The sequence below is a fragment of the Arthrobacter globiformis genome, assembly GCF_030815865.1.
Classification (GTDB): Bacteria; Actinomycetota; Actinomycetes; order Actinomycetales; family Micrococcaceae; genus Arthrobacter; species Arthrobacter globiformis_B.
On sequence record NZ_JAUSXI010000001.1, the window covers coordinates 812685 to 832414 of the forward strand.

17 protein-coding genes are annotated in these 19730 nt (G+C 60.2%); 9 read left to right on the forward strand and 8 right to left on the reverse strand.

Going from position 1 to position 19730, the window contains the following annotated elements:
• The first annotated feature begins 2 nt into the window (after positions 1-2).
• Positions 3-1814, forward strand: coding sequence for an FAD-dependent oxidoreductase (locus tag QFZ33_RS03765; protein WP_307024982.1), 1812 nt, complete (start codon positions 3-5; stop codon positions 1812-1814).
• A 277-nt stretch (positions 1815-2091) separates the two neighbouring features.
• Complete coding sequence (locus QFZ33_RS03770) at positions 2092-2307, forward strand: hypothetical protein (protein ID WP_307024984.1); 216 nt, start codon at positions 2092-2094, stop codon at positions 2305-2307.
• Positions 2308-3492: 1185 nt separating this feature from the next.
• Here QFZ33_RS03770 and QFZ33_RS03775 read toward each other — a convergent pair.
• Positions 3493-3819: a histone-like nucleoid-structuring protein Lsr2 gene (locus tag QFZ33_RS03775; RefSeq protein WP_307031651.1), complete on the reverse strand. Its 327-nt coding sequence runs from the start codon at positions 3817-3819 to the stop codon at positions 3493-3495.
• Between the two features lie 371 nt (positions 3820-4190).
• Here QFZ33_RS03775 and QFZ33_RS03780 point away from each other — a divergent pair, with 371 nt between their 5' ends.
• Complete coding sequence (locus QFZ33_RS03780; RefSeq protein WP_307024986.1) at positions 4191-4832, forward strand: plasmid pRiA4b ORF-3 family protein; 642 nt, start codon at positions 4191-4193, stop codon at positions 4830-4832.
• 142 nt (positions 4833-4974) lie between these two features.
• On the opposite strand, the gene QFZ33_RS03785 is transcribed toward QFZ33_RS03780, so the two are convergent.
• Positions 4975-5295 (reverse strand): hypothetical protein, encoded by a 321-nt coding sequence (locus QFZ33_RS03785; RefSeq protein ID WP_307024988.1) that lies wholly within the window; start codon positions 5293-5295, stop codon positions 4975-4977.
• A 581-nt stretch (positions 5296-5876) separates the two neighbouring features.
• Between QFZ33_RS03785 and QFZ33_RS03790 the strand changes: the two genes are divergently transcribed.
• The 3 genes from QFZ33_RS03790 (at position 5877) to QFZ33_RS03800 (ending at position 9480) form a co-directional block, all read left to right on the forward strand.
• Complete coding sequence (locus QFZ33_RS03790) at positions 5877-6428, forward strand: transposase (protein WP_373427230.1); 552 nt, start codon at positions 5877-5879, stop codon at positions 6426-6428.
• 1341 nt (positions 6429-7769) lie between these two features.
• Complete coding sequence (locus QFZ33_RS03795; RefSeq protein ID WP_307024990.1) at positions 7770-8237, forward strand: DUF805 domain-containing protein; 468 nt, start codon at positions 7770-7772, stop codon at positions 8235-8237.
• A 619-nt stretch (positions 8238-8856) separates the two neighbouring features.
• A complete protein-coding gene (locus tag QFZ33_RS03800) occupies positions 8857-9480 on the forward strand; it encodes a hypothetical protein (protein WP_307024992.1) in 624 nt (207 codons plus the stop codon).
• Positions 9481-9507: 27 nt separating this feature from the next.
• On the opposite strand, the gene QFZ33_RS03805 is transcribed toward QFZ33_RS03800, so the two are convergent.
• Together QFZ33_RS03805 and QFZ33_RS03810 are read right to left on the reverse strand one after the other, a co-directional pair.
• A complete protein-coding gene (locus tag QFZ33_RS03805) occupies positions 9508-9990 on the reverse strand; it encodes a YxiG-like protein (RefSeq protein ID WP_307024994.1) in 483 nt (160 codons plus the stop codon).
• Between the two features lie 193 nt (positions 9991-10183).
• Positions 10184-11221, reverse strand: a complete 1038-nt coding sequence (locus QFZ33_RS03810; RefSeq protein ID WP_307024995.1) for a neutral zinc metallopeptidase — start codon at positions 11219-11221, stop codon at positions 10184-10186.
• A 770-nt stretch (positions 11222-11991) separates the two neighbouring features.
• On the opposite strand from QFZ33_RS03810, the gene QFZ33_RS03815 reads away from it, so the two are divergent.
• Together QFZ33_RS03815 and QFZ33_RS03820 are read left to right on the forward strand one after the other, a co-directional pair.
• Complete coding sequence (locus tag QFZ33_RS03815) at positions 11992-12522, forward strand: RNA polymerase sigma factor (protein WP_307024997.1); 531 nt, start codon at positions 11992-11994, stop codon at positions 12520-12522.
• 405 nt (positions 12523-12927) lie between these two features.
• Positions 12928-14421, forward strand: a complete 1494-nt coding sequence (locus QFZ33_RS03820; protein WP_307024999.1) for a S1C family serine protease — start codon at positions 12928-12930, stop codon at positions 14419-14421.
• A gap of 40 nt (positions 14422-14461) precedes the next feature.
• Here QFZ33_RS03820 and QFZ33_RS03825 read toward each other — a convergent pair whose 3' ends face one another.
• From QFZ33_RS03825 to QFZ33_RS03840, 4 genes are read right to left on the reverse strand one after another with little or no spacing between them, the layout of a single operon-like run.
• Complete coding sequence (locus tag QFZ33_RS03825) at positions 14462-16345, reverse strand: Hsp70 family protein (protein WP_307025001.1); 1884 nt, start codon at positions 16343-16345, stop codon at positions 14462-14464.
• 38 nt (positions 16346-16383) lie between these two features.
• Complete coding sequence (gene grpE, locus QFZ33_RS03830) at positions 16384-16884, reverse strand: nucleotide exchange factor GrpE (RefSeq protein WP_307025003.1); 501 nt, start codon at positions 16882-16884, stop codon at positions 16384-16386.
• Positions 16885-16942: 58 nt separating this feature from the next.
• Positions 16943-18757, reverse strand: a complete 1815-nt coding sequence (locus tag QFZ33_RS03835) for a hypothetical protein (protein WP_307025005.1) — start codon at positions 18755-18757, stop codon at positions 16943-16945.
• Positions 18741-19073: a hypothetical protein gene (locus QFZ33_RS03840; protein WP_307025006.1), complete on the reverse strand. Its 333-nt coding sequence runs from the start codon at positions 19071-19073 to the stop codon at positions 18741-18743. Before QFZ33_RS03840 ends, QFZ33_RS03835 begins: the two co-directional genes overlap by 17 nt.
• Before the next feature lie 145 nt (positions 19074-19218).
• On the opposite strand from QFZ33_RS03840, the gene QFZ33_RS03845 reads away from it, so the two are divergent.
• A complete protein-coding gene (locus QFZ33_RS03845) occupies positions 19219-19728 on the forward strand; it encodes an RNA polymerase sigma factor (protein WP_307025007.1) in 510 nt (169 codons plus the stop codon).
• Positions 19729-19730 lie beyond the last annotated feature (2 nt).

Below are 19730 nucleotides of genomic sequence, written 5' to 3' on the forward strand. Positions count from 1 at the left end.
AAATGACTGCACCGGTAAATACTTCATCTGCCCTCCCGAGCCTGGACTGCGATGTCCTCGTCGTCGGCTCCGGCGCGGGCGGTCTGTCCGCCGCAGTGACCGCCGCGTATCACGGACTGAAGGTTGTGGTTGTTGAAAAGGCAGACGTCTGTGGCGGTGCGACGTCCTGGTCCGGCGGGTGGGCGTGGACTCCCGGCAACCCCTTGGCCAAAGCCGATGGCGTCAACGAGGACCGCGAACTGTTCCGTACCTACCTGCACCACAGGCTCGGCAGGAACTACCAGGAAGACAGGGTGGAAGCATTCCTCGAGGCCGTCCCGCATATGGTGGGCTTCTTCGAGAACAAAACCAGCCTCCAGTTTGTCCCAGGAGCCAAGATCAAGGACATCTACGGCAGCACTCCCGGCGCGGGTACCGGTCACCGATCCGTCGGGCCCAAACCGTTTAACGCACGCAAAATCAAGCCTGAGCTCCGCGCCAAGATGCGCCACCAGCTCTACGAGACCTCCTTCCTGGGCATGGGCATCATGGCAGGTCCAGACCTGACAAAGTTCCTGTCCGCCTCCCAAGGCAACATCAGAGGCATCTTCCACGCAGGCTGGCGGGTGGGCTTCCACCTCCTGGACTTGCTGACTCACCGGCGCAACATGCAGCTGGTCAATGGAACCGCGCTCACAGGCCGCCTGCTGAAGTCCGCCGATGACCTCGGGGTGGAGATCCGCGTCTCCACCCCAGCCAAGCACCTGCTGACCGACGCGTCCGGGAAGGTGACGGGCGCCGTCGTAAACTCCCCGGAAGGCGAACTGCGAATCAACGCCTCCCGTGGCGTCGTCCTGGCCGCTGGCGGGTTCCCCAACGATGTCTCCCGCCGCAAGCAGCTGTTCCCCAAGACACCCACCGGCCGGGAGCACTGGACACTTGCGCCGAAGGAAACCACCGGCGACGGCATCACCATGGCCCAGGCCGTGGGCGCCCGGTTCGACACCGACGTGGAGTCCCCGGCCGCCTGGTGCCCGGTCTCACTGGTCCCGTACCGCAACGGACGCACCGGCACCTTCCCGCACATCATGGACCGGGCCAAACCGGGCAGCATCGGCGTCCGCCGGGACGGCAAGCGGTTCGTCAACGAGGCCAACGGCTACTATGACTACGTCGAGGGCCTGCTCAAAGCCACCCCTGAGGGTGAACCGGTGGAGGCCTGGCAGATCGCTGATGCAGCGTTCGTGCGCAAGTTCCCGTTGGGCATGGCCAAGCCGCTTCCCGTGCCGCTTTTTCCCTACCTCCGGTCCGGTTACCTCAAGAAGGGCAACACCCTCAAGGAACTGGCCGCAGCCTGCGGCATCGATCCGCAAGGACTCGCCGAAACCGTCGCAGAATTCAATGACAACGCCCGCAAAGGTATCGACCCCGACTTCGACCGCGGCGCCAGCGAATTCAACCGCTACGGCGGGGACCCCAAGAACACCCCGAACCCCTCGCTGCGGCCGCTGGAAAAGGGGCCCTTCTATGCCGTCAGGATTGTCCCGGGATCCTTCGGTACCTTCGCCGGGCTCGCAGCCGATTCACGGGCACGGGTCCTGGATAACCAGGGCCGGCCCATCGGCGGCCTGTACGTCGCCGGCAACGATCAGGCCTCAGTTATGGGTGGACACTACCCCGCCGGCGGCATCAACCTGGGCCCCGCCCTTACCTTCGGTTACATTGCCGGACGTGACCTCGCCAACGCCACACACTACGAAGACGATGGAGTTGCAGCACCCAAAAAAATGACAGCACCCGATGGCGCCGCGGATATACGCCACGCCTCGGCGTAAATAGGAACAGCCCGAAAAGCAACGTTGGCCTACGGGGCTCGTCTGTGTTCCTTCAGGAAATAGCGGCGGCACACAGCTAGCAAGGTGACTGCAGAAACGCCGAGTTCCTGGCTCTTTCAGGTTCTCGAGGCACGGCGATCCTGGCAGCGACTTCCAGCCCGTTGCTTAAACGCCGATAACCGGCCTTTCGTCAACTTGGCTTGACATAAATGGCCGTCACCGCTCAGCGGGAGTTCTTAAAGCTCAAAACAAAAATCGAGACACGAAAGGTTAACCCATGAAAACCACTGCCGACCTCCCGATAGCAATCACCGCGACCGATCGTGCCAGCATGGAACATCAGCTCGACGAAGCCGTGGCCTTTGCCATAATACGGGCAATGCACGAAGGGCGTCAGGGAATCCTGGTCACCCAACACGACAACGATTCCTTCACGGTCGACCTCAGCGATGCTGTCCCCTTCGGGCTGACCCGCGAACATCAGGAATGGTAGACGACACGAGCAGGGCTGGTGCCAAACGCTGGCAAAGGAGCTGTCCCGAACAGTTCATCCCCGCACCGGATGCGTAGTGAAGCCCAGCCGCGGGGATTCGCAGGAAAGGCTCAAGAGGCACTAGCCCCACGCCCCCAAACATGTGCGCCGCCCGGCAGACCGCTGTCAGCCGTGCGCATTACCGAAACGACACGAGTCGAAAATCGGAACCTGCGAGGATTGAACGGCAACATAGCTTTCCCCCGAGGCCTTCCTGAAAAGCCGATAATTGCGATTCCGTCAACCTAGCAGGCAATCTATTCGGTGTACATCGTGTCAGCCCTTTGCACGGCCAAGGGACTTGTTGAGCCATTCAGTACGGACTGAACGCCAACTGTAGTCTGTCCCTAGTCACGAAATTTTTATGGGGGAATGATGCGGTTCGAACGTTCAGCAGGGATCTTTAAGGCAGGCGTCCTGATGGCCATTGGTGGTCCAGTCCTTGGTGCACTTGGAGCAGTCATCGCCGCACCAAACATCGCCGTCCTGTATACCGGGAACGTAAACCGAGGGGGATTGGTAACAGGTGCGGTCATCGCTGCCGTTGGTTCACTCCTCGCTGTGGCCGGGTACGTCATGATTCTTGTCGCGGTGCACCGCGCGTTGGTCAAGATTGATGCTCTTCCTGTCCGTCAGCAGCCGCGGACAGGGCAGGGATCCGGGCCTTCCACGTCTGGGTACACCTACTGACCAGCGACCTGTGGCCCCCAGCCAAGCTGGCTGGTTGAAGCTGCGGCGTAAAAGCTTGGATCAGGAGGGGGAGACCTTCACGGTCTTGGCTTGGCACACGCAAGAACAAACCGATAGCTAACTATCTTATTTGACGTAATATCAGCTATCAGCCCTGGTTTGAGGGGTGATGTAAGGGTCACCGACGCAACGACGGCTGAAGACGGCGAGCCCGCCCCGGCCAGCCGCGCTGATAAAGATACCGGCCGCCACCGCCGAGGCAACAGCGTCTTGGTGGGTCCGGTCGGAAAAACGGTAGCGGATGGCATCGGGGGAGTAGCGCCAAGAGTCGCGCAGGATTAGCCCAAATCGAGGGTAATGAACAGTTACTTTCGCTTATCGCGCATGGCAGCGCTGCAGCAAAACAAATCAGGCTCGGATCCATTTGGATTCCGAGCCTGATTGTACGGCTGGGGGCTAATGCGCAGCCAGGTACTTCTCGACGATGTCGGCCTGGATTCGGCCACGAGTATTGACCTGCAGGCCGTTATCTATCGCCCACATCCGAATAGCTTTGGCATCAGTACCGGCACCGCTGGATTTGCGGGTCACCGGCCGGCCGCGGCCGCTGGTAACCTTACGGGCCGCATTGGTATAGCGGCTTAGAGCGCTACGGAGTTCGTTAGCGTGGCCGGCGTTAAGGTCAATCTCATATTCCGTGCCGTCGACGGAGAACTTTAGCGTCTCACTCGCTTCTGAGCCGTCGAGATCATCTTCAAGTACCACTACTGTTTTCCGCATGATAGTAGACTATCAGCTTACTTAGCACCTACGAGAAGGCAGCCCCTTACAAGCCACCGCTGGACCAGCGTGGCTAAAAACAGAGCGATGATCAGATAGCTGTTATTGCGCTGATTCAGTAACGCTGAGCGCGCCTTGCGTAGAAGCGCAAATTTGCTGGTGCGGCGATGAGAGCCGGGCGGTTAGTAGCCGCCTGATGCCCGCATGAGATCGGTACCTTCCTGCCCTGCGCTCCATAGGCGAAGCCCTTGGACTACACCGGCGCATCAGCACTCGCGTATTTGAGCGCCGATAACCGGCCTTTCGCCGGGCTCGGCGCTCGGGAGACTGGAGCGTGGCGTTGTGCGGGCCGCGGGAGTTGAGAGAATGCCGGTATGGAACAACCTGTGACCGCGACGGCGGACGGTGCGGACTCGATTTTGGAGGTCCGTGTGCGCCTGCCCGAATGCGATCCCGAGATATGGCGCCTGCTGGAGCTGGCCGGTTCGTTGTCACTGGGGCAGGTCCACGAGGTCCTGCAGGCCGCGTTCGGGTGGGAGGATGCGCACCTGCACCGTTTTACCGCCAACGATCCCTTCGCGCGTCTGCATCCTGTGGACGGAGAAATCGTCGAGCCCCCGCAGTGGCTCCCTGCCGCGTGGTGCGAGGAACCCACCGACCTGCCCGAGGAAGACTGCTCCCTGGACCAGCTTTTCGCCGCAGGATCAGGGGGCGCGTTCTACGAGTACGACTTCGGTGACAGCTGGCTTCACCGGCTCGAGCTGGTATCCCGCCGGCCCGCAGACGGAGACAGTCCGCCGGCCCGACTGATCGACGGCGCCCGGCGCGGCCCGCTAGAAGACTCCGGAGGATTTCCTGGCTACGAGGAGATCATGGATGCCTTGGCCGACCGGTCGCATCCCGGCCATGCCGAACACTCCGCATGGGTGGCCGGCATAATCGGCCCCGATACGCCTTTTGACCCTGCCTTCCTGGACATCCCCGCCATAAACCGGGCGCTGGCCAAGCAGTTCTGACTTCAGGAATCTGGGCAGAAGCGCCACGAACGATGGGCAGGAAACCACCCCATTTACAGGCCACTCCCCCGGCGTTTTCAAACGCCGATAATTAATATTATGTCAACCTGTACGGCCTAGGTGACTTCTACGGTTAGCTTGCTCATTTGGCGGTCTCAATCTCATCGCGCGCTTCATCTACGGCCCCACCAGCTTTCCTGATGGCCTGTCGGAGTGTCGTCGTCCCGCCGTCATACATATACAGGTGAGTGTCAAAGTTATCCCTAACGGCGGCCGTTTCGTGGATTTCAAACCACCAGCGTGTGAGGAGCTGCTTCCATGAGCGCCCCATCTGCAACCCTCGCCCACCAAACACGATTAGCGGGGCGGCGGGGACAACTTCAGCGTAAACCGTAGTGCCGTGCTTAGTAGGCATGGGGCTCACCAGTAATCCATCGTGCTGGATTTGCCGGTTCTTATTCATTGATGGGGGGTTCCTTTCAGGTGTGACCGCCGCAAGATAATCGGCTCTTCGGAATTGCATGGTTCGGGGTTTTCCGGCGGCAGGGGCGGTTGCCGCTGGCGGCGAGCAGGATGCGTAGCCTCCAATTCGTGCAGTTGCGAAAGCCGTGTGCGAGGCGGGTCTTCCCGATGACCAGATTGACAGCTGCGGGCCGCCAAAGGAAGGAGCAGTCCCGGGATCGGTCGATTTCATATGCAGGGTGGACGTTGATTCGAACAATGAGCCGATCGGCGGAACGACAAAGGTTCATTTGGGCCACTGAGCGAGAGCAGCATCCGTGAGGTGCGGTAGCCCCCTGCCCAGTTGCTCATGCTAATAGTCGGGGCTGTTTCAAAGCCCGGCAGCCCCCCCCGTAGCGCAGTTCCATGGACGGCCTCGGGGCTCCGGGAAAACGGGGCCTTCGCAGATGAGCGTGGTTGGGGCCTCTGACGCCGGGGGCTGGAGCGTGTTCTGATGCCGCTGCGGCGTGGTGCGGGAGGAGAGAGGTCAGGGCCTCTTTGAATTGGAGCGACCAAGCTTCCAAATAACAAAGAGACCCTGATATGCCCAATGCTACTTCCTGCCCGGGCGGTCGCTGGTGCGAGCGGGCAGACGCGCTTCTTGGTGTCGAAGCTATCCACGTCTGCTCTGTCACGGCGGCCGGGACCGGCCTGGTTCTGCACGTCGAGACAGCCGACAAACAATCCGCCCGGCTCGACGCCAAGCTCATCCTCGGGGACCCGGACCAGGAAGTCACCCTGGCCTGGCAGTGCTACCAGAAGCTCCGCCACATCTACCACGCCAGCCCTGCCCGGGGAAGAGAACTCGTCAACGAGGTGATCACCTCATTCCCGGCCTGCCCGATCCCCGAGGTCTCACGCCTGGGCCGCACGCTCAAACAGTGGAAGACAGCGATTTTGGCCTACTTCGATAGCTTCGGCGCTTCCAATGGCCCCACCGAAGCCATCAATGGCGTCATCGAAACCACTCGCAGAATCGCCCGCGGCTTCCGAAACTTCACCAACTACAGACTCAGATGCCTACTCGCCGCCGGCGGCCATCGCCCCTCTGCTCTAGGTGATTCAGGGAAATCGAGTGCCGCCTGCCCGTGCTAGCACGGAAGCGGCGCAACACTGCTCGAATGCAACATAGAGGTATCGGATCTGAACCGAGTCGGATTACAAAGACGGCAAGGAATACCGCGAATATAACGGACTCCGATCTGGCTCAAATCAACAGCAACCCTCTCGAGTCAGGATAATCAAATCATATGATCACCAGCCCACAGAATACCTATTGGTTTGACATGGACCATAACGGGAACTTCGAATCAATCACTATAGACAACATGAATCCTCAAAAGAAACTGATCTCCTAACTGCACTTGATGCAGACGAGACATGAGTGTGAATCACCTGCTAACAGCAGGCGTAGATGCGCGAATCTGCAGACTCTTCCGACGTTAGGGTTAGCCGCTGCCGGTTCCGCGATTGGAGTGAACATCGAAGTGACCGCACGCCAACACATCCTTACGAAGCTCCAGCGAGCACGAGGGTCGCCACGCGACTATGCGGTCGAAATTGCTTGAAAGGAGTTTTCAAAATGTTCCGTAAGCTTGCTTCAATTCTTACCGTTGCACTTTTGGGCGTTGCAGGGCTGGTGGGAGGGGCTGCACCTGCGTCCGCCGTCGGTGCTGCCCTCTACTGCGTTAATACACCGGAAGGCCGTCAAGTACCGGAAGGCACGCCCGTCCACGTCTTCGCCTACACCAAGTACGGCTGGACTCGCATCCAATCGATACAGGCAGGAAACAATGGGTGTGCCAGCTTGGTCATTCCTGACGCGTACCGGTATCACTACATAATTGCCGGCGTTGCTGGCTGGAACGGCGACACAGGACATTGGCGTTGGGTGCGAGGCTATTCACCCATTGGTGCCCCAGGGCTCAATTACCACAACTCGGTCATTAACCTACGCTGCATCCAGTACTGCTAGCGGTACCAGTGCTGCCGAGAGCGGCAGGGCCGGCTCATGCAGGCCCTGCCGTCTTGGGTCCAACGACCCAATTGCAAACGAAAGGAGTAGCCCTTCTAAAACTCGGTTCAACCTTCCTGTTGAACTTCCCAATTGATAAATATTTGCACGAAACAAAGTGCGGCAGCACTTGCTGAGGACCGTGGCTCATAGGTTCTCGAATCAGCCAGTTCACAAAATCCTTCGTTCCCAAATAATCGGTTGAGGCTTATTGGGTGCGAAATTATATATATATATATATACAACTCTGGCGTCCCAGCCAGCTGTGACCCCTGGCTGACGGACTCGTACTGAGGCCCGCGCATCAAAACGATAAGGCAACGGCGCCCTCATGCACCGACAGCCCAGCGCCCGCCAAACTTCCCAGCTTGCAAGCGCAACGACCAATTACACGCATCACACCAAAACGTAAGGAGAACATCATGACCTACACACCGCAACAGGAGTACTCCCGGCCGGCGAACGACCCGCCGCTCTCGGCGCCGCTCTACGGCGCCTCCGCCCCGGAGGCCGTCATTCGGTTCTTCAAGAAGTACGCAACCTTCTCAGGGCGGGCCAGCCGCAGCGAATACTGGTGGTGGGTACTCGTCAACAACATTGTCACCATCGTGTTCTACCTCATCCTCGGGAGTACCGACCTCAACGCCACCGACGAGACAAGTCCCGGGCTGCAAATCGCGCTGATCCTCCTGGGCGTCTGGATGCTGGCGACCGTCATCCCAGGAGCGGCGCTGCTCGTCCGCCGCCTGCATGACGCCAACCTCAGCGGCTGGATGTCGCTCCTCGGGCTGATTCCGCTGATAGGCGCCATCATCCTGCTCGTCCTCGTCCTCATGGGCCCCGAACCCGACGGCCAACGGTTCGACTACCGGCCAGCGTATAGGAGCTAGCACCGGCCTGAACAAGGGTGAACCTGAACTCAGAATCTCCGCCACCGTCGAGGGCGGAAGCGCACAGGAAATCCGGCGACGGCCGCCGCGGCCGAATCGGCTGGAGGGCTGCTTCTACCAGCTTCGCTCCGACGTTCCCCGCCGGGCACCCAGACAGCAACACTGTCCTGGCGACCACGCGAACCTGCAGGATCGAGTCCTGTCCGACCCGGCCTCAAGTTTGCCCATGCAACCCATTCTGGCAAGCCCCATTGCCCCACTCGTAAGACGTTGTGACCCCTCCCCCGCCGCGGCCGTAGCTTGACGAAAGGCCGGTTATCGGCGTTCAAAGCACGGGAGTAGAAGTAGCTGCGAGGACCCCACCCCCTGCAGTCACCAAGCCAATGCTCACGGACCGCGACTCAACAAAAAGCCGGGGCAGTCGCAACTTCGCGAACAAGGGTGTATCTTCGAGTGAAATCCGGACCTGATCGCCACCGCACTAGCCCGACCTACAGAGACGTTTTCATCTACAGGGTAAGCCAGAGTAGACGCCTGAATTCGCCAAGATGATCCAACGGCTAAAACGTCATCGTGGGAACAATGGGCTTCATCGTTCACGCAAACCCACTTTAGCGACGTGATGCACAAGTATAAGTTCTCGCTCGAATCAGCTGAGTCCCCCATCTGGGAGTACGCTGCCGATAGCAGCCGCGTTCTCATACCTCTTCATGCTTTACCGGGACCTTCAGAGCTTGTCATGCTCCTACAGGCGTGGTGGTCCGAGCTTCGGTATGCCTTGGCCTGGCCAGACCCTTTAGCCCGGGGTTTTAAATCTGATGAAGCCTTTGAAGCGTTCGTCCACGAAGGGGAGCGCCTAGGCCTCCTACTCGATAGGGCTCTTGGTGTCGAGGCATCGATTGACATTGACCTAACCTCACCGCGCTACGTCCGTTCGATGGCCCCTAGGCTAACTCGTTATCGGATATTCCCAGAATGGGCAACCGAATCGCCCGTCTGGAACGGCGTACCCGGGACCGGACCTTATAACCTGATGCTTACGCACCTCCCCATATCTCCCGAACTTGCTGACGCCCTTCGAGAATGGCAAAGAAAATTCCTTGCAACCTACAACGCGGAGGACCCAAGAGAAAGTGGGTTCAGGACTGATGAGGACTCACAGCAGTTTTGGCGAGAAGGCGCAGGCCTGGCTCAATGGTTCGCCCGTGAAATTGGCCCCGAAGCTGAGGTTGTTTGGGATTAACCTCTGTTGGTGGGCATCTTGACCGTCTTAAGGAACCGTGAACGGTGCGTAGCCGGGTTTTACAAGCGTTATGTCAAGGTCCGAGAAAACAAGCTCGACGTTGTGGCCGTTGGCCTCAATCCGGGCCTCATGGAACGGAATCCCGACCTGTTGTGTCCAATCAGCAGCCTCAGCGGACCCATCCAAAAGCGTTATACCTGGATACAGATCCTGATGGTTGACGCCCCATACATACCCATCAATGTCGCTTGACTCCATGAAAGCTCTGTAATCGAGGAGCCTTTCATCCAAAGACCGTATCCATACACTCGGTGGGATGGCCGACGTGACCGTGGCGCGGACACAGTGCGTGAACCTGTAGCGACGGTACTCCGGCTTGATTCCCGTAGACGGATCGGCCGTTACTAACACAAACACGTCGTAATCCCGCATGTGCTCAGCGAAGCCATGGAAGACGATCGACTGATCGAAGACATCCTCGAAAGCCGCTGACAACTCTTGCCTATTCACACGGGACAATGTTACTCAGTTCCACTCAGCGCGCCCTCTGAACCAAAATCAAGCCGAATTCGGCGCACCCGCGACGACGCCCTAGCCTGGTCCTCAAATCGCCGAGGTCACCGGCTTGGACGACATCGAGGCGCGGCCTGGCCGGCCAAGGCTCTGAAATCCAGCTCTGGCTGGCGACGCCGCAGAGTCACTGCTACTGGTAATCATTCAAAAGCCATGGGTCGCAACTTGTCGGCGTCCCGGTGTTGTAACCCGTCATGAATGCGTCAACTCGCTGCTGCGGGGTCCCATGATGTCGTTGCGGCTTGTCAAAGCTGTAGTCGCCCACGAGTCGCCCTGCCTGCTGCGCTTCCTCAACGTCTGTCCCTTGCAGATAACCCTTGTAGTACGCCGAATTTGCCCAAACACCGGCCCAGCAGTCCGCGTGCAGTTCAGTCTTGTAGACAGGATAAATTTCGGGTTCGCGAGGGTCTCGTGGGTCCAGGGGTATCAGGCCAAGCTCCCTCTGGAGATTGTGAGCGTACTCATGAGCAACTGCGAAAGCTACGGAAAAATCTCCTGAGGAAACCCCCGTTTCAGGATCCCGGTTCGCCTTTATGCGACCGTTCCATATCTCAGTGGCCATCGCCTGCGAAAAGGTGATGGTGTCGTCAAGTGTGCAGTATCCGGCGGTTTTGTCATCGGAAGCCCCACATTCTGACGGATAGGACTCCCCGGGGAGCGGGAAAAGATATTTCACCGTCGGTGGCGCATAGGCAGCTCCTGTCCACACGCCGGCCCAGTAGCTGTGCACATCCTCAAGGACAGTGCGAAGGAAGTCGTACATGGTTGCCGTCGAAATGGTTTCGGAACTAAGGTTCGACCGCAGGCGCTCCCCCTGCCTGGCCTCGTATTGCTGTGCTGGCTGGTCAACCTTGCCGGGTACCGGCTCCTGCGTCAGGTCCGGCGAAGGTGTCTCCGTTGCAGTTGGCGGTGGGGAGATTGTCTGTGTTGGCGTGGCCGGAACCGCCTCCGCAGTCGAGGTTGTGGTTTGGGTAGCGATTGGCTCCTGTGACGGGGACGCCGATGCGGGCTCGCTGGTGGGAGTCTCGGTGGTCGGCTGCTGCGTTGCAGCCTCCGCCGAGGTTTGCTGGGCGCCGGTCGTAGAGGGCGCAGCGGAGGGTGTATTTGACGTGCATCCACTAAGCACGACGGCTAGGACCAGCAGCGCACTTGCTGTTGCCTTATTCATTTGACTGTTCCTGATTGATCTTGCAACCCGGTCCTGAGCAGGAAACAGTTTTCCCGCAATCGTGGCACTGGACCAGTTGCCTCTGTCTGTGGATCAACACGGTGGTAGTAGTCGGGCCACATAGGACGACCGTCGGTGCAGGGGGGGGTATAGGCTTGTGCTGCCGGCGCGGTGACTACCGGCGCTAAGACCATCGACAACCCCAGGGTTGCGGCAGTGATTAACTTTCTCATCAGTACACCTTTCTCTGTTGAAATAGACCATTGACGATCCTTCTGGGCCTACTGCTGTGATGTGTATTTAGAGGTTGGATTTCGCAGAAAGGTTCCCACAAAAACTTCTAATTTTCGGGGAACACTTCCGCTGTCGGCCACATCAAACTGGCATCGGTTCGTCCGGGCTTTTTGATGTTGCCTGGCCGCGCGATGGGACCGCAGAAGCAGGCAGGCACACTGTAAATGCGCGCCCTGCTCCTGGTCCTTTTGTTCGGGTTAGTAGAGCCGCCCACCCAAGGTGATGTCGGTGTGATCTGCGTCCCAAGGGGGCAGGTCCTTTGTAAACGCTGAATCACCACCAGAGCTGGCTGGTCAAAATGGACGAGGGGGTCGTAGCCGCCAAGGCAGAGAAACTGGCGATCTTCCTTTGTTTGTATTGATGTCATTCCGCCCTCTTCCTCTGGGGCAGGGTAGTCGAGCAATTCATGGAGGTCTATAGTGGCCCTAATATCATCTAGTGTGGGGGGCACGCGACCTCAACCCTGGTAGGGACGCATGGACGCGACCATAGCTCAAAGGCGCCAGCTTGATGCGGCTATAGGGGGCGATGTGAGGGCTTTCGAGGCCCTAGTCTCGGAGTCCCGGGCGATGATTTGGTCCGTATGCCTACGGATCACCGGGAACACCTACGACGCCGAAGATGCCCTCCGGGACACGTTGACGGCCGCGTTGCGGGGCATACAGCAGTTCCGCCGCGAGTGGGGCTTCGGGACTTGGATCTACCGGATTGCGGCCGACTCGGCGTTGGCGATCCTCCGATCGAGGCGGAGTCAGGAGGTCGAGGTTGACGAAACTTATTCTCCGGAACGTGACTTTGCTGAACACCTTGCTGAGGCCGATTTCGTTCAGAGGGCGCTGAACACTATGCCGGCGGATTTGCGCGTTGCATTTGTGCTGCGGGAGCTGTGTCAGTATACGTACGCGCAGATCGCTGATTACCAGGGCGTGGGCGTCCCCACTGTGAAGAGCAGAATTGCCCAGGGCAGGCAGGCTTTCGAGGCCGCGGTGACCTCTGGTATTTCCTGATGCAGTCCGCGTCTGGTACTTTCTGATGCAGCCGGGTCGGATCAGCTCCCCGGAAGCTCGGGAACAGTAGAGATTCCCCGCTGTAATTGCTCTGCGCTGCCCAGATGTACTCGCCGGTGTGAGCTAACCCGCCGGTGATGGGTCTCACTCATATCTCAAGCTTTTCGACACCTTCATTGGGGTCAATGCGGCCCAGAATCAGGCAGCAATGTTGCCGGTCAACCTGTTCTAAAGGGGCCGTTTCGTTCCCTTGCCGTTGCGGACGCTCCTGGCGTCTGCGATTTCGTCGGAACCTGTCCGGGATCAGGTCAGAGTTGGTGTCCCTGTAGGCGACGTCCAGCGTTCCGTCCTTGCCTCGTGGAACGCAATTACTTCTCCCGGTGTCTCATAGTTTGTAGGAAACCAATGACGCCAACCAGCCCAAGAAAAATCCCCGAGGTGCTGGTGACCGCGTCCGCGGCGAAGATAGCCAAGGCGATCCCAAGCGTAGCCAACACCGCCCACATAATTAGTCCAGCTTTCATGTCCACCTTCTCGCGGGGCCTCCCGCCTAGGTTGGGGTTTATTTTCGGAGCGTACAACCGTCGCGGGCACTATTCGATCCTCGTCGCTCTATTGTTTCAAAGCCATTTACGTGATAATGAATCACCACCACGTAGCGGTTTCCGGGAGGACGTTATGGACCGATACCTGCACGGCCGGGCGCTGCCGAAATATGCTCTTGGGTTTGGGGCCTTGGCGCTCTTAATAACTGGGTGTCAGCCAGGCAGCACACCGGGCCCGTCATCCTCCCCCAGCGCATCCTCACCCAGCGCATCAGCGGGCTCTACCGGCGTCCCCCATCACATGGACGGCGGTATCGCAGCAGCTGACCCGCTGCCTTCCGGGGAGCAGCATCCGGCCGAATTAACCCCACAGCAGTTGTACGCACTCGGAGAAAGGTCGGTGTTCGCGATCGAGGGACGCCGACCCGACGATTTCACAGGATTGGGCACGGGCTTTCTCGTCGACAAGGAAGGCGCGATGGGAGTCACCAATGCGCACGTTGTAGAGGGTCTCTCGGCTATCACTGGTCGCTTCAACACAGGGGAGAAGGCGGCCCTTCACGTGATCGCATCGGATCCGTGTACCGACCTTGCAGTTATCCACTTCTCGAGCGATTTGCCAAAGCAGGCTGAGGCTCTCATCTTCGGCAGCTCGGCTGACGTCAAGCCAGGAGATACTGTTACGGTCCTTGGCTACCCGGGCACCTTGGCCCGCTCTGCCGAGCAGAAATTGCTGATTACCTCTGGTCTGGTAAACGCGATAAAGGTATCTGCGCGTGGGGTGGGGCTGCCTGAATATAAGGACACGATTCAGCACGGGGCAACTGTTAACTTCGGAAATTCCGGTGGCCCCTTACTGGATCATCATGGCCGTCTTGTGGGGATAAACGCCTTGATCAACTTCGGCTCGCAGAATGCGCCGGCGCAGGGCCAGTTCTACTCGATATCGAGCGATTCGGCCAAGAGCGAGATCGTTGGCAAGCTGCTCAAGGGTGATTCTCCGAACAATATGGGATGGGCGGTTGAAGAGTATTACCCCGGATATTTTGAAGGCCTGGATCGGACCAGGGGTCCTGCCCTCGACGCCCAATTGGCACGTGCTGGAGTTAAGGGCGGTCTCTACATCAAGGCCGTTACTCCCGGCTCAGGGGCCAGCAAGGCAAAGATCAAGGCGGGCATGCTGTTGACCAGGTTACAGAATACGTCAGTTGCTACCATCGATGAGATGTGCGGAGTTGCGGAATCCATACTCCCCGGCGCCACTGCCGAGGTTGACGGACTCTACCTCCTGTCGGATCCAACACATTTCGGCACAGAGTTCCACACGGAGTTCGTCGTACCTGGTAAACACTGACACCTGGCGTCGTGGCGAAGCTTCCTCGAGCCTGGGGGCCTTACTTGTTCCACCACGCGTGAAGCTTGGTTATGTCCGCCTCTTGAGACACCGCCTGTATCTCCATCAGCGACTCGTCTTCAGTCCAGATTAAATAGTTGGTGCCCCCCTCCGATGCACTGAGGACGCGTCCCCTGACCGTCCGCGTCGTATCACCCCTCAGGTGCCATGTCTCCCATCCGGGAGGTTTCGTCGCGGGGCCCGGAGCGGCGTTATAGCGTTTGATGAGGCTGTCGAACGAGGCATTGAGCGATTCGGCGGAGGGGTAGCCGTAGACATATATCGCCGGCCGTTCGGTTGAGCTGAAGTTACTGTTGGTGGGCGGGCCACAAGTAAGTCCGTAGCTGGCTCCGGCCAGGTCCTTGTTACTGACGCAGCTGTCGGGGGCGACCAATCCCAGGGCATTGACACTGGTCAGCAGGTTACATTCGCCCTCCCTCAGGTCTGGACGCTCCTTGCCCCCGCACTCCCTCGTCGAGGGTGGTGCCTGTGTCCTTCCCGCTGAGGAAGACCCCGGCGACGTTGGTTGTGTTCCCTCGGGAGCCAGCAAGACCGCTGCCACGAGCAGTGCCGCTGAGGCAGCCACTCCGCCCCCAATAAGCACTTTCCTTGGCAGCCGAGGCGGGCTGTGGCCGTCTTTTGCACCAGAGGAGACCTTGCTTCGCCACAAAGGGGCAGGCTTCGATCGGCTCCTCCCCCGGCCTGAGTCCCGCTCTGCGGTAGGCTCTCGGCCCGGTGCCGCAGCCTCCGCCACTGCGTCGTGGACGTGCTCGGGGCTGGCAGGGCGCCCTCGGGATCGGGGCGCCTCCAGCGCCCCGATGCTGGTGACTTGCTTCGGGTCGCCCATCAGGCCCAGCTTCATCGGCAGGATCTCGCTGAGCCGGGCCTGGAGCGCCGGTATGTGGCTGGATCCGCCTGTGAGGTAGACCTTGTGGAGTTGCTGCACGGACGGCAGCGCCTGCTGGATGATCTGCTGGACCAGTTCAACGGCACGGCTCAACTGCCGTTCTATGAGATGCTCAAACTCCCCGCGGGTCACCGTGCAGACCCACTCGTGCTCCCCGGAGCGCACTCCGATCGGTGCCGAGCCGTGGAAGCTCAGGGCGTGTTTGGCCTCCCGGACCTGGTCGCGGAGCACCGCTCTGTCGGCGCCGGAACGCTCCGATTTTAGGCCTTGAAGCAGCTCGTTCTTGCCTTCAGCGGCGAGCTGTGAATACACCCAGTCCTCCAGTTGCGCATCAAAGTCGTGCCCGCCCAAGGGATCGATTCCGCCTGATGCGATGACGTGGAAAGCTGGCCCTTCCGCTGTCTCGGCGAGTTCCAGCACGGCGGCATCGCAGGTGCCGCCGCCGAAATCGAGTACCGCCACCTGGGTTCCGGCGTCTACGTCCGACGTGGCCGCGTAGTGCCATCCAGCCGCCACAGGTTCCGGCATCAGAACGATGCTCTCCTCTGGTATGCCCGCTTTGAGGGCCGCGGCAATCAGACGTCCCTTCAGGTATTCGTCCCAGGCCTCCGGATGGGTCAGCACTACCTGCGCGGGCAATCCGCCGCCCACGAACCGCGCAGCTTGGCCGATAACGAACCTGAACACAGCCGCGACAAGGTCGACAGGGTCACAAATCGTGCCGCCGAGGACCACCGCCTCCTCACCCAGGCGACGCTTAGGCGTGGATTCGAACGCGGCCGGATAGATCCCTGCGATTTGAAGGGCTGCGTCTCCGGTTAGGATTTCGCCGTTGTAGGCAGCCACACAGGAAGGAATCGCGTCCGAGCGGGCACCCAACCGCAGGACAACCACGCCTCCATTGATCTGTGCGACGGCGGCCGCCGAATTGGACGTGCCAAAGTCGATGGCCAAGCGCCAGGGGGTTCCTTCCATCATGGCTCCATCCTTCACCCGCGTTCAGGTGTATTCGTGCTTCAGGTGGTCCCATCTTTGTACACCTCAACGTCGGCCATACGCAGGACTCCGTCATCGGAGCGCCATCCTGGCCGGAGGACCCGGGCTATCCGGAACACAAGGCCTGGGGATGGTGCGGGGATCCCGGCGACCCCGTTGTGCAGCCCGACATCAAAAGGATCCCCAGGGGCCGGCGTGATGGGCGCGATGCCAACAGCCCGAAGGGATTTAAGCACATGCGCCCTTACAATCTCACTGGAGGACAGGTCATAGGTGCCTATGAATGCGTGCAGGAGGACCGTGTATCCCTGGGAGCTCAGGGGTTCCGGCCCGCGGCCCGGACCAGCCTCGATCGGGCCCTCGACCGGACGCGCAGTCGGGGCCGCGTCTGCCGCCTTGCTGCCGCGCCGGACCAACCGGGTCATGGCGAAACTAAGGATGACAACCGTCAGGACCAGAATGGTGATGGAGGCCAGGGCCCAGAGGGGCAGGCCGGTCGCAGCCTCTGGACTTGTGTTCATGTGTTCCTCCTAGAGCCGATGGTGGCTGCCGGAGCCGGGTGGTGGGCAAGGAATTCGGTCACCGGCGGCGGAGGTTTGTCAGGCTCGCGTCAATGTCCGCCAGTTCTTTGTCGATCATGGCCACCTCGCGTTTGAGCGCCTCGATCCGCTGCATGGCTGCTTGGGCAGAAAGTTGTTCCTGGGCCTGGCTCTCCTGGATCAGGTGCTGCAAACGGGTCAGGGCATCCTGCAGCTGGGCCCGGTAAGTCACCACTATTTCCGGTTTCAGATGGCGGATCCTGGAGTCCATATAGTCCATAATGACGGCACGCTCCGTCTGGGCGAGTCTCGGGATTTCCGCAAGGAGACGGTTCTTCTCCAGCACGTTCTGGCGGTAGAACCGGTTGACGGCAAACCATCCGCCCGCTCCCGCCACTGTAAGCGGGATGCTTAGGGTGGCAATCGGGATGCCCAGTAGGGTGCCACCGACGCCTAAGGCAGGGATCAGAGCGGCGACCGACCTTCCCATGGTGGACCCCATGACCAAAGACATGGCACTTGTCGGGTCGAATCCGGTGTGCTGCTTTTCGCTGCCCATATGAGGAGTGTCCTCGGGGCGCTCCCCTGCATCCAGGAGCTCGTTCAGTACCGCAGGGAGCGGAATGTCCCGAAACAACCCATGCATCAGCTCGTCAAGTCGTTCCTCGGCTTCATCGATGAGATCGGCGCGGATCAGCAAGAGCTCGGCGAAGATGTCGCTCGTGAGCTGTTGCGCCATCTTTCCCATCCGTAGACTTCGCGTCGACTGGAGACGGCTTCGCCATTGGGCGGTCCAACTCTCAAGCGCTGAGACTGCTTTCCGCATCTCGCCGGCACGCAGGTCCCCGAGGTCCCGCTCCAGATCCAAGCTCCATCGCTGCTGTTGTTCTTTCAGTTCGGAGAGCCGCTGCCGCTGGGCCATCATCTCCGCCCGGGCTTCGGCAGGAGCGTCCGCAATGGCCAATTGGGTGAGCCGGGCCTGCCGGGCGGTGTCCAGTGCGGTGCGCGCCATGCGGAGGGCATTGGCGGTGGAGGCGGTGCCTGCGAGGGCCAGGTCCCGCTTCAGGGCATGGACCAACTGCGGGAGTCCAGAGGCGTTCAGCAGGCTATCGCGTACGGGCGGATCTGCCAAGGCGCCGGCTGCCGCAGCCATGACGGACGAAACCCCAAGGACGAACGCGTCGGCCAGCCGCGGAATGCGGGCCTTGAGCAGGGCAGCGTTTCCTGCCACAACGTCCTGCCAGGAACCCGGGTAAAGATCGGTTTTGGTGATGACCACCCCAACCGCTTCCACCTGGGCGGAGCATTGCTCCAGGTAGGCAATCTCGGCGCTCGAGAGCAACGCACCGGCGTCAGTGACAAAAACTGCAATGGAGGCCGCTTCAAGGATCTTCAGGTTTAAGAGCGACTGCGGTGCCGTCAGGCCTCCCGCACTGGGAGCATCAAGCAGAATCACCTCGTCCAGCAAGCCGCCATGCGTTGGCTGCTCAATGCCAATAGGGTCGACCGCCTCCGGGCCCGGCGCTGAACGTGAGCTATCGGGGTAGACCCAGGCGATACCGGGACCGTCGTCGTCTTTGGCCGGAACAACCCACCGGTAGAGCGCCTCTCCATGTCCATTGGCACCGGACCCGTGCACGTCCGGGGCCAGCAGGTTGACCAGGGAGGATTTTCCTCTCCCGGATTCCCCAACAAATACGACGACCGGAGTGTCTGCGGGAGCGGTGGCTTGACGGATGATCCGGTCAGCGGCGTCCGCATACCCTGCGCCCCGGAGCAGACGCGTGGAGGTGCTGAGCACGGCCCTTGCCGAGTTCAGGGCGGAAAGCTGCCGCGTTTCAATATCCGAGATCATCGCTGCCACCCAGAAGTCCGTCCCCGTCGTCGTTACTGCCGTCCGCTCCTTCACCGCCGTCCGGCTCTTGCCCTGCGTCCCACGCAGAGGCCACGGAACCGTCGTCGTGCGCCGTTGGATCAACGTCGCTGTCATCTCCGTCCGGCGTCAGGAGGTGCGCCTCTTCTGTGGCTGACACGGCAACGTCCGGGGATGCCTCGTCCGGGACGGCATCCTGTTCGGTGGTGGCGTAGGCAGCGTCCAAAGCGCGTTCCCAGACGGACTCCGGCGGCCCGTCAGGAACCATGAGCATGTCTTTGAAGGATATTTCAGGCATCTCGTATCTCATCTCCATATTTTGTGTCGGGTAGGGGGTGGTCGGATATTTCGGTCGGGTCTAAAGTGGCCCTACCATTGGCTAGTGCGGGGGGCACTGCGACCTGGACCCACCTGGGGGAATTATGGACGCAGACGGAGCTCAGATGCTGCTCATGGATGCGGCAATCGGGGGAGATGCCCACGCCTTTGAGTCTTTGGCCGCCCAGCACCGGACAATGATCTGGTCCGTCTGTCTGCGGATCACGGGGAACACCTACGATGCCGAAGATGCTCTTCAGGACACGCTGCTTGCGGCTTGGCGTGGCATCGGGCGGTTTCGCCGGGAATCCAGCTTTGGGACGTGGATCTACCGGATCGCGGCCAATGCGGCGTTGGCCGTCATCCGCGCGAGGCGGAGCACCGACGTCGAAATCTCCGAAGTCTTCGCCACCGAAAGGGACTTCGCCGAAAAGCTTGCAGCCGCTGACCTGGTACAGCAGACACTGAAGTCCCTCCCCGAAGACCTCCGGGTGGCCCTGGTGCTGCGGGAGTTGTGCGATTTCACCTATGCGCAGGTCGCAGACTACCAGGGCGTGCCCGTCGCCACGGTGAAGACAAGGATCAGCCGAGCCCGCCACGCCTTTGAGCAGGCCCTCAGTCCGGACAGTCCCTGATC

Coding starts and splice junctions, on each gene's coding strand:
- QFZ33_RS03765 (WP_307024982.1), top strand. CDS start 3: ATGACTGCACCGGTAAATACTTCATCTGCCCTCCCGAGCCTGGACTGC.
- QFZ33_RS03770 (WP_307024984.1), top strand. CDS start 2,092: ATGAAAACCACTGCCGACCTCCCGATAGCAATCACCGCGACCGATCGT.
- QFZ33_RS03780 (WP_307024986.1), top strand. CDS start 4,191: ATGGAACAACCTGTGACCGCGACGGCGGACGGTGCGGACTCGATTTTG.
- QFZ33_RS03785 (WP_307024988.1), bottom strand. CDS start 5,295: ATGAATAAGAACCGGCAAATCCAGCACGATGGATTACTGGTGAGCCCC.
- QFZ33_RS03790 (WP_373427230.1), top strand. CDS start 5,877: ATGCCCAATGCTACTTCCTGCCCGGGCGGTCGCTGGTGCGAGCGGGCA.
- QFZ33_RS03795 (WP_307024990.1), top strand. CDS start 7,770: ATGACCTACACACCGCAACAGGAGTACTCCCGGCCGGCGAACGACCCG.
- QFZ33_RS03810 (WP_307024995.1), bottom strand. CDS start 11,221: ATGAATAAGGCAACAGCAAGTGCGCTGCTGGTCCTAGCCGTCGTGCTT.
- QFZ33_RS03815 (WP_307024997.1), top strand. CDS start 11,992: ATGGACGCGACCATAGCTCAAAGGCGCCAGCTTGATGCGGCTATAGGG.
- QFZ33_RS03820 (WP_307024999.1), top strand. CDS start 12,928: ATGACGCCAACCAGCCCAAGAAAAATCCCCGAGGTGCTGGTGACCGCG.
- QFZ33_RS03825 (WP_307025001.1), bottom strand. CDS start 16,345: ATGATGGAAGGAACCCCCTGGCGCTTGGCCATCGACTTTGGCACGTCC.
- grpE (WP_307025003.1), bottom strand. CDS start 16,884: ATGAACACAAGTCCAGAGGCTGCGACCGGCCTGCCCCTCTGGGCCCTG.
- QFZ33_RS03835 (WP_307025005.1), bottom strand. CDS start 18,757: ATGATCTCGGATATTGAAACGCGGCAGCTTTCCGCCCTGAACTCGGCA.
- QFZ33_RS03840 (WP_307025006.1), bottom strand. CDS start 19,073: ATGCCTGAAATATCCTTCAAAGACATGCTCATGGTTCCTGACGGGCCG.
- QFZ33_RS03845 (WP_307025007.1), top strand. CDS start 19,219: ATGCTGCTCATGGATGCGGCAATCGGGGGAGATGCCCACGCCTTTGAG.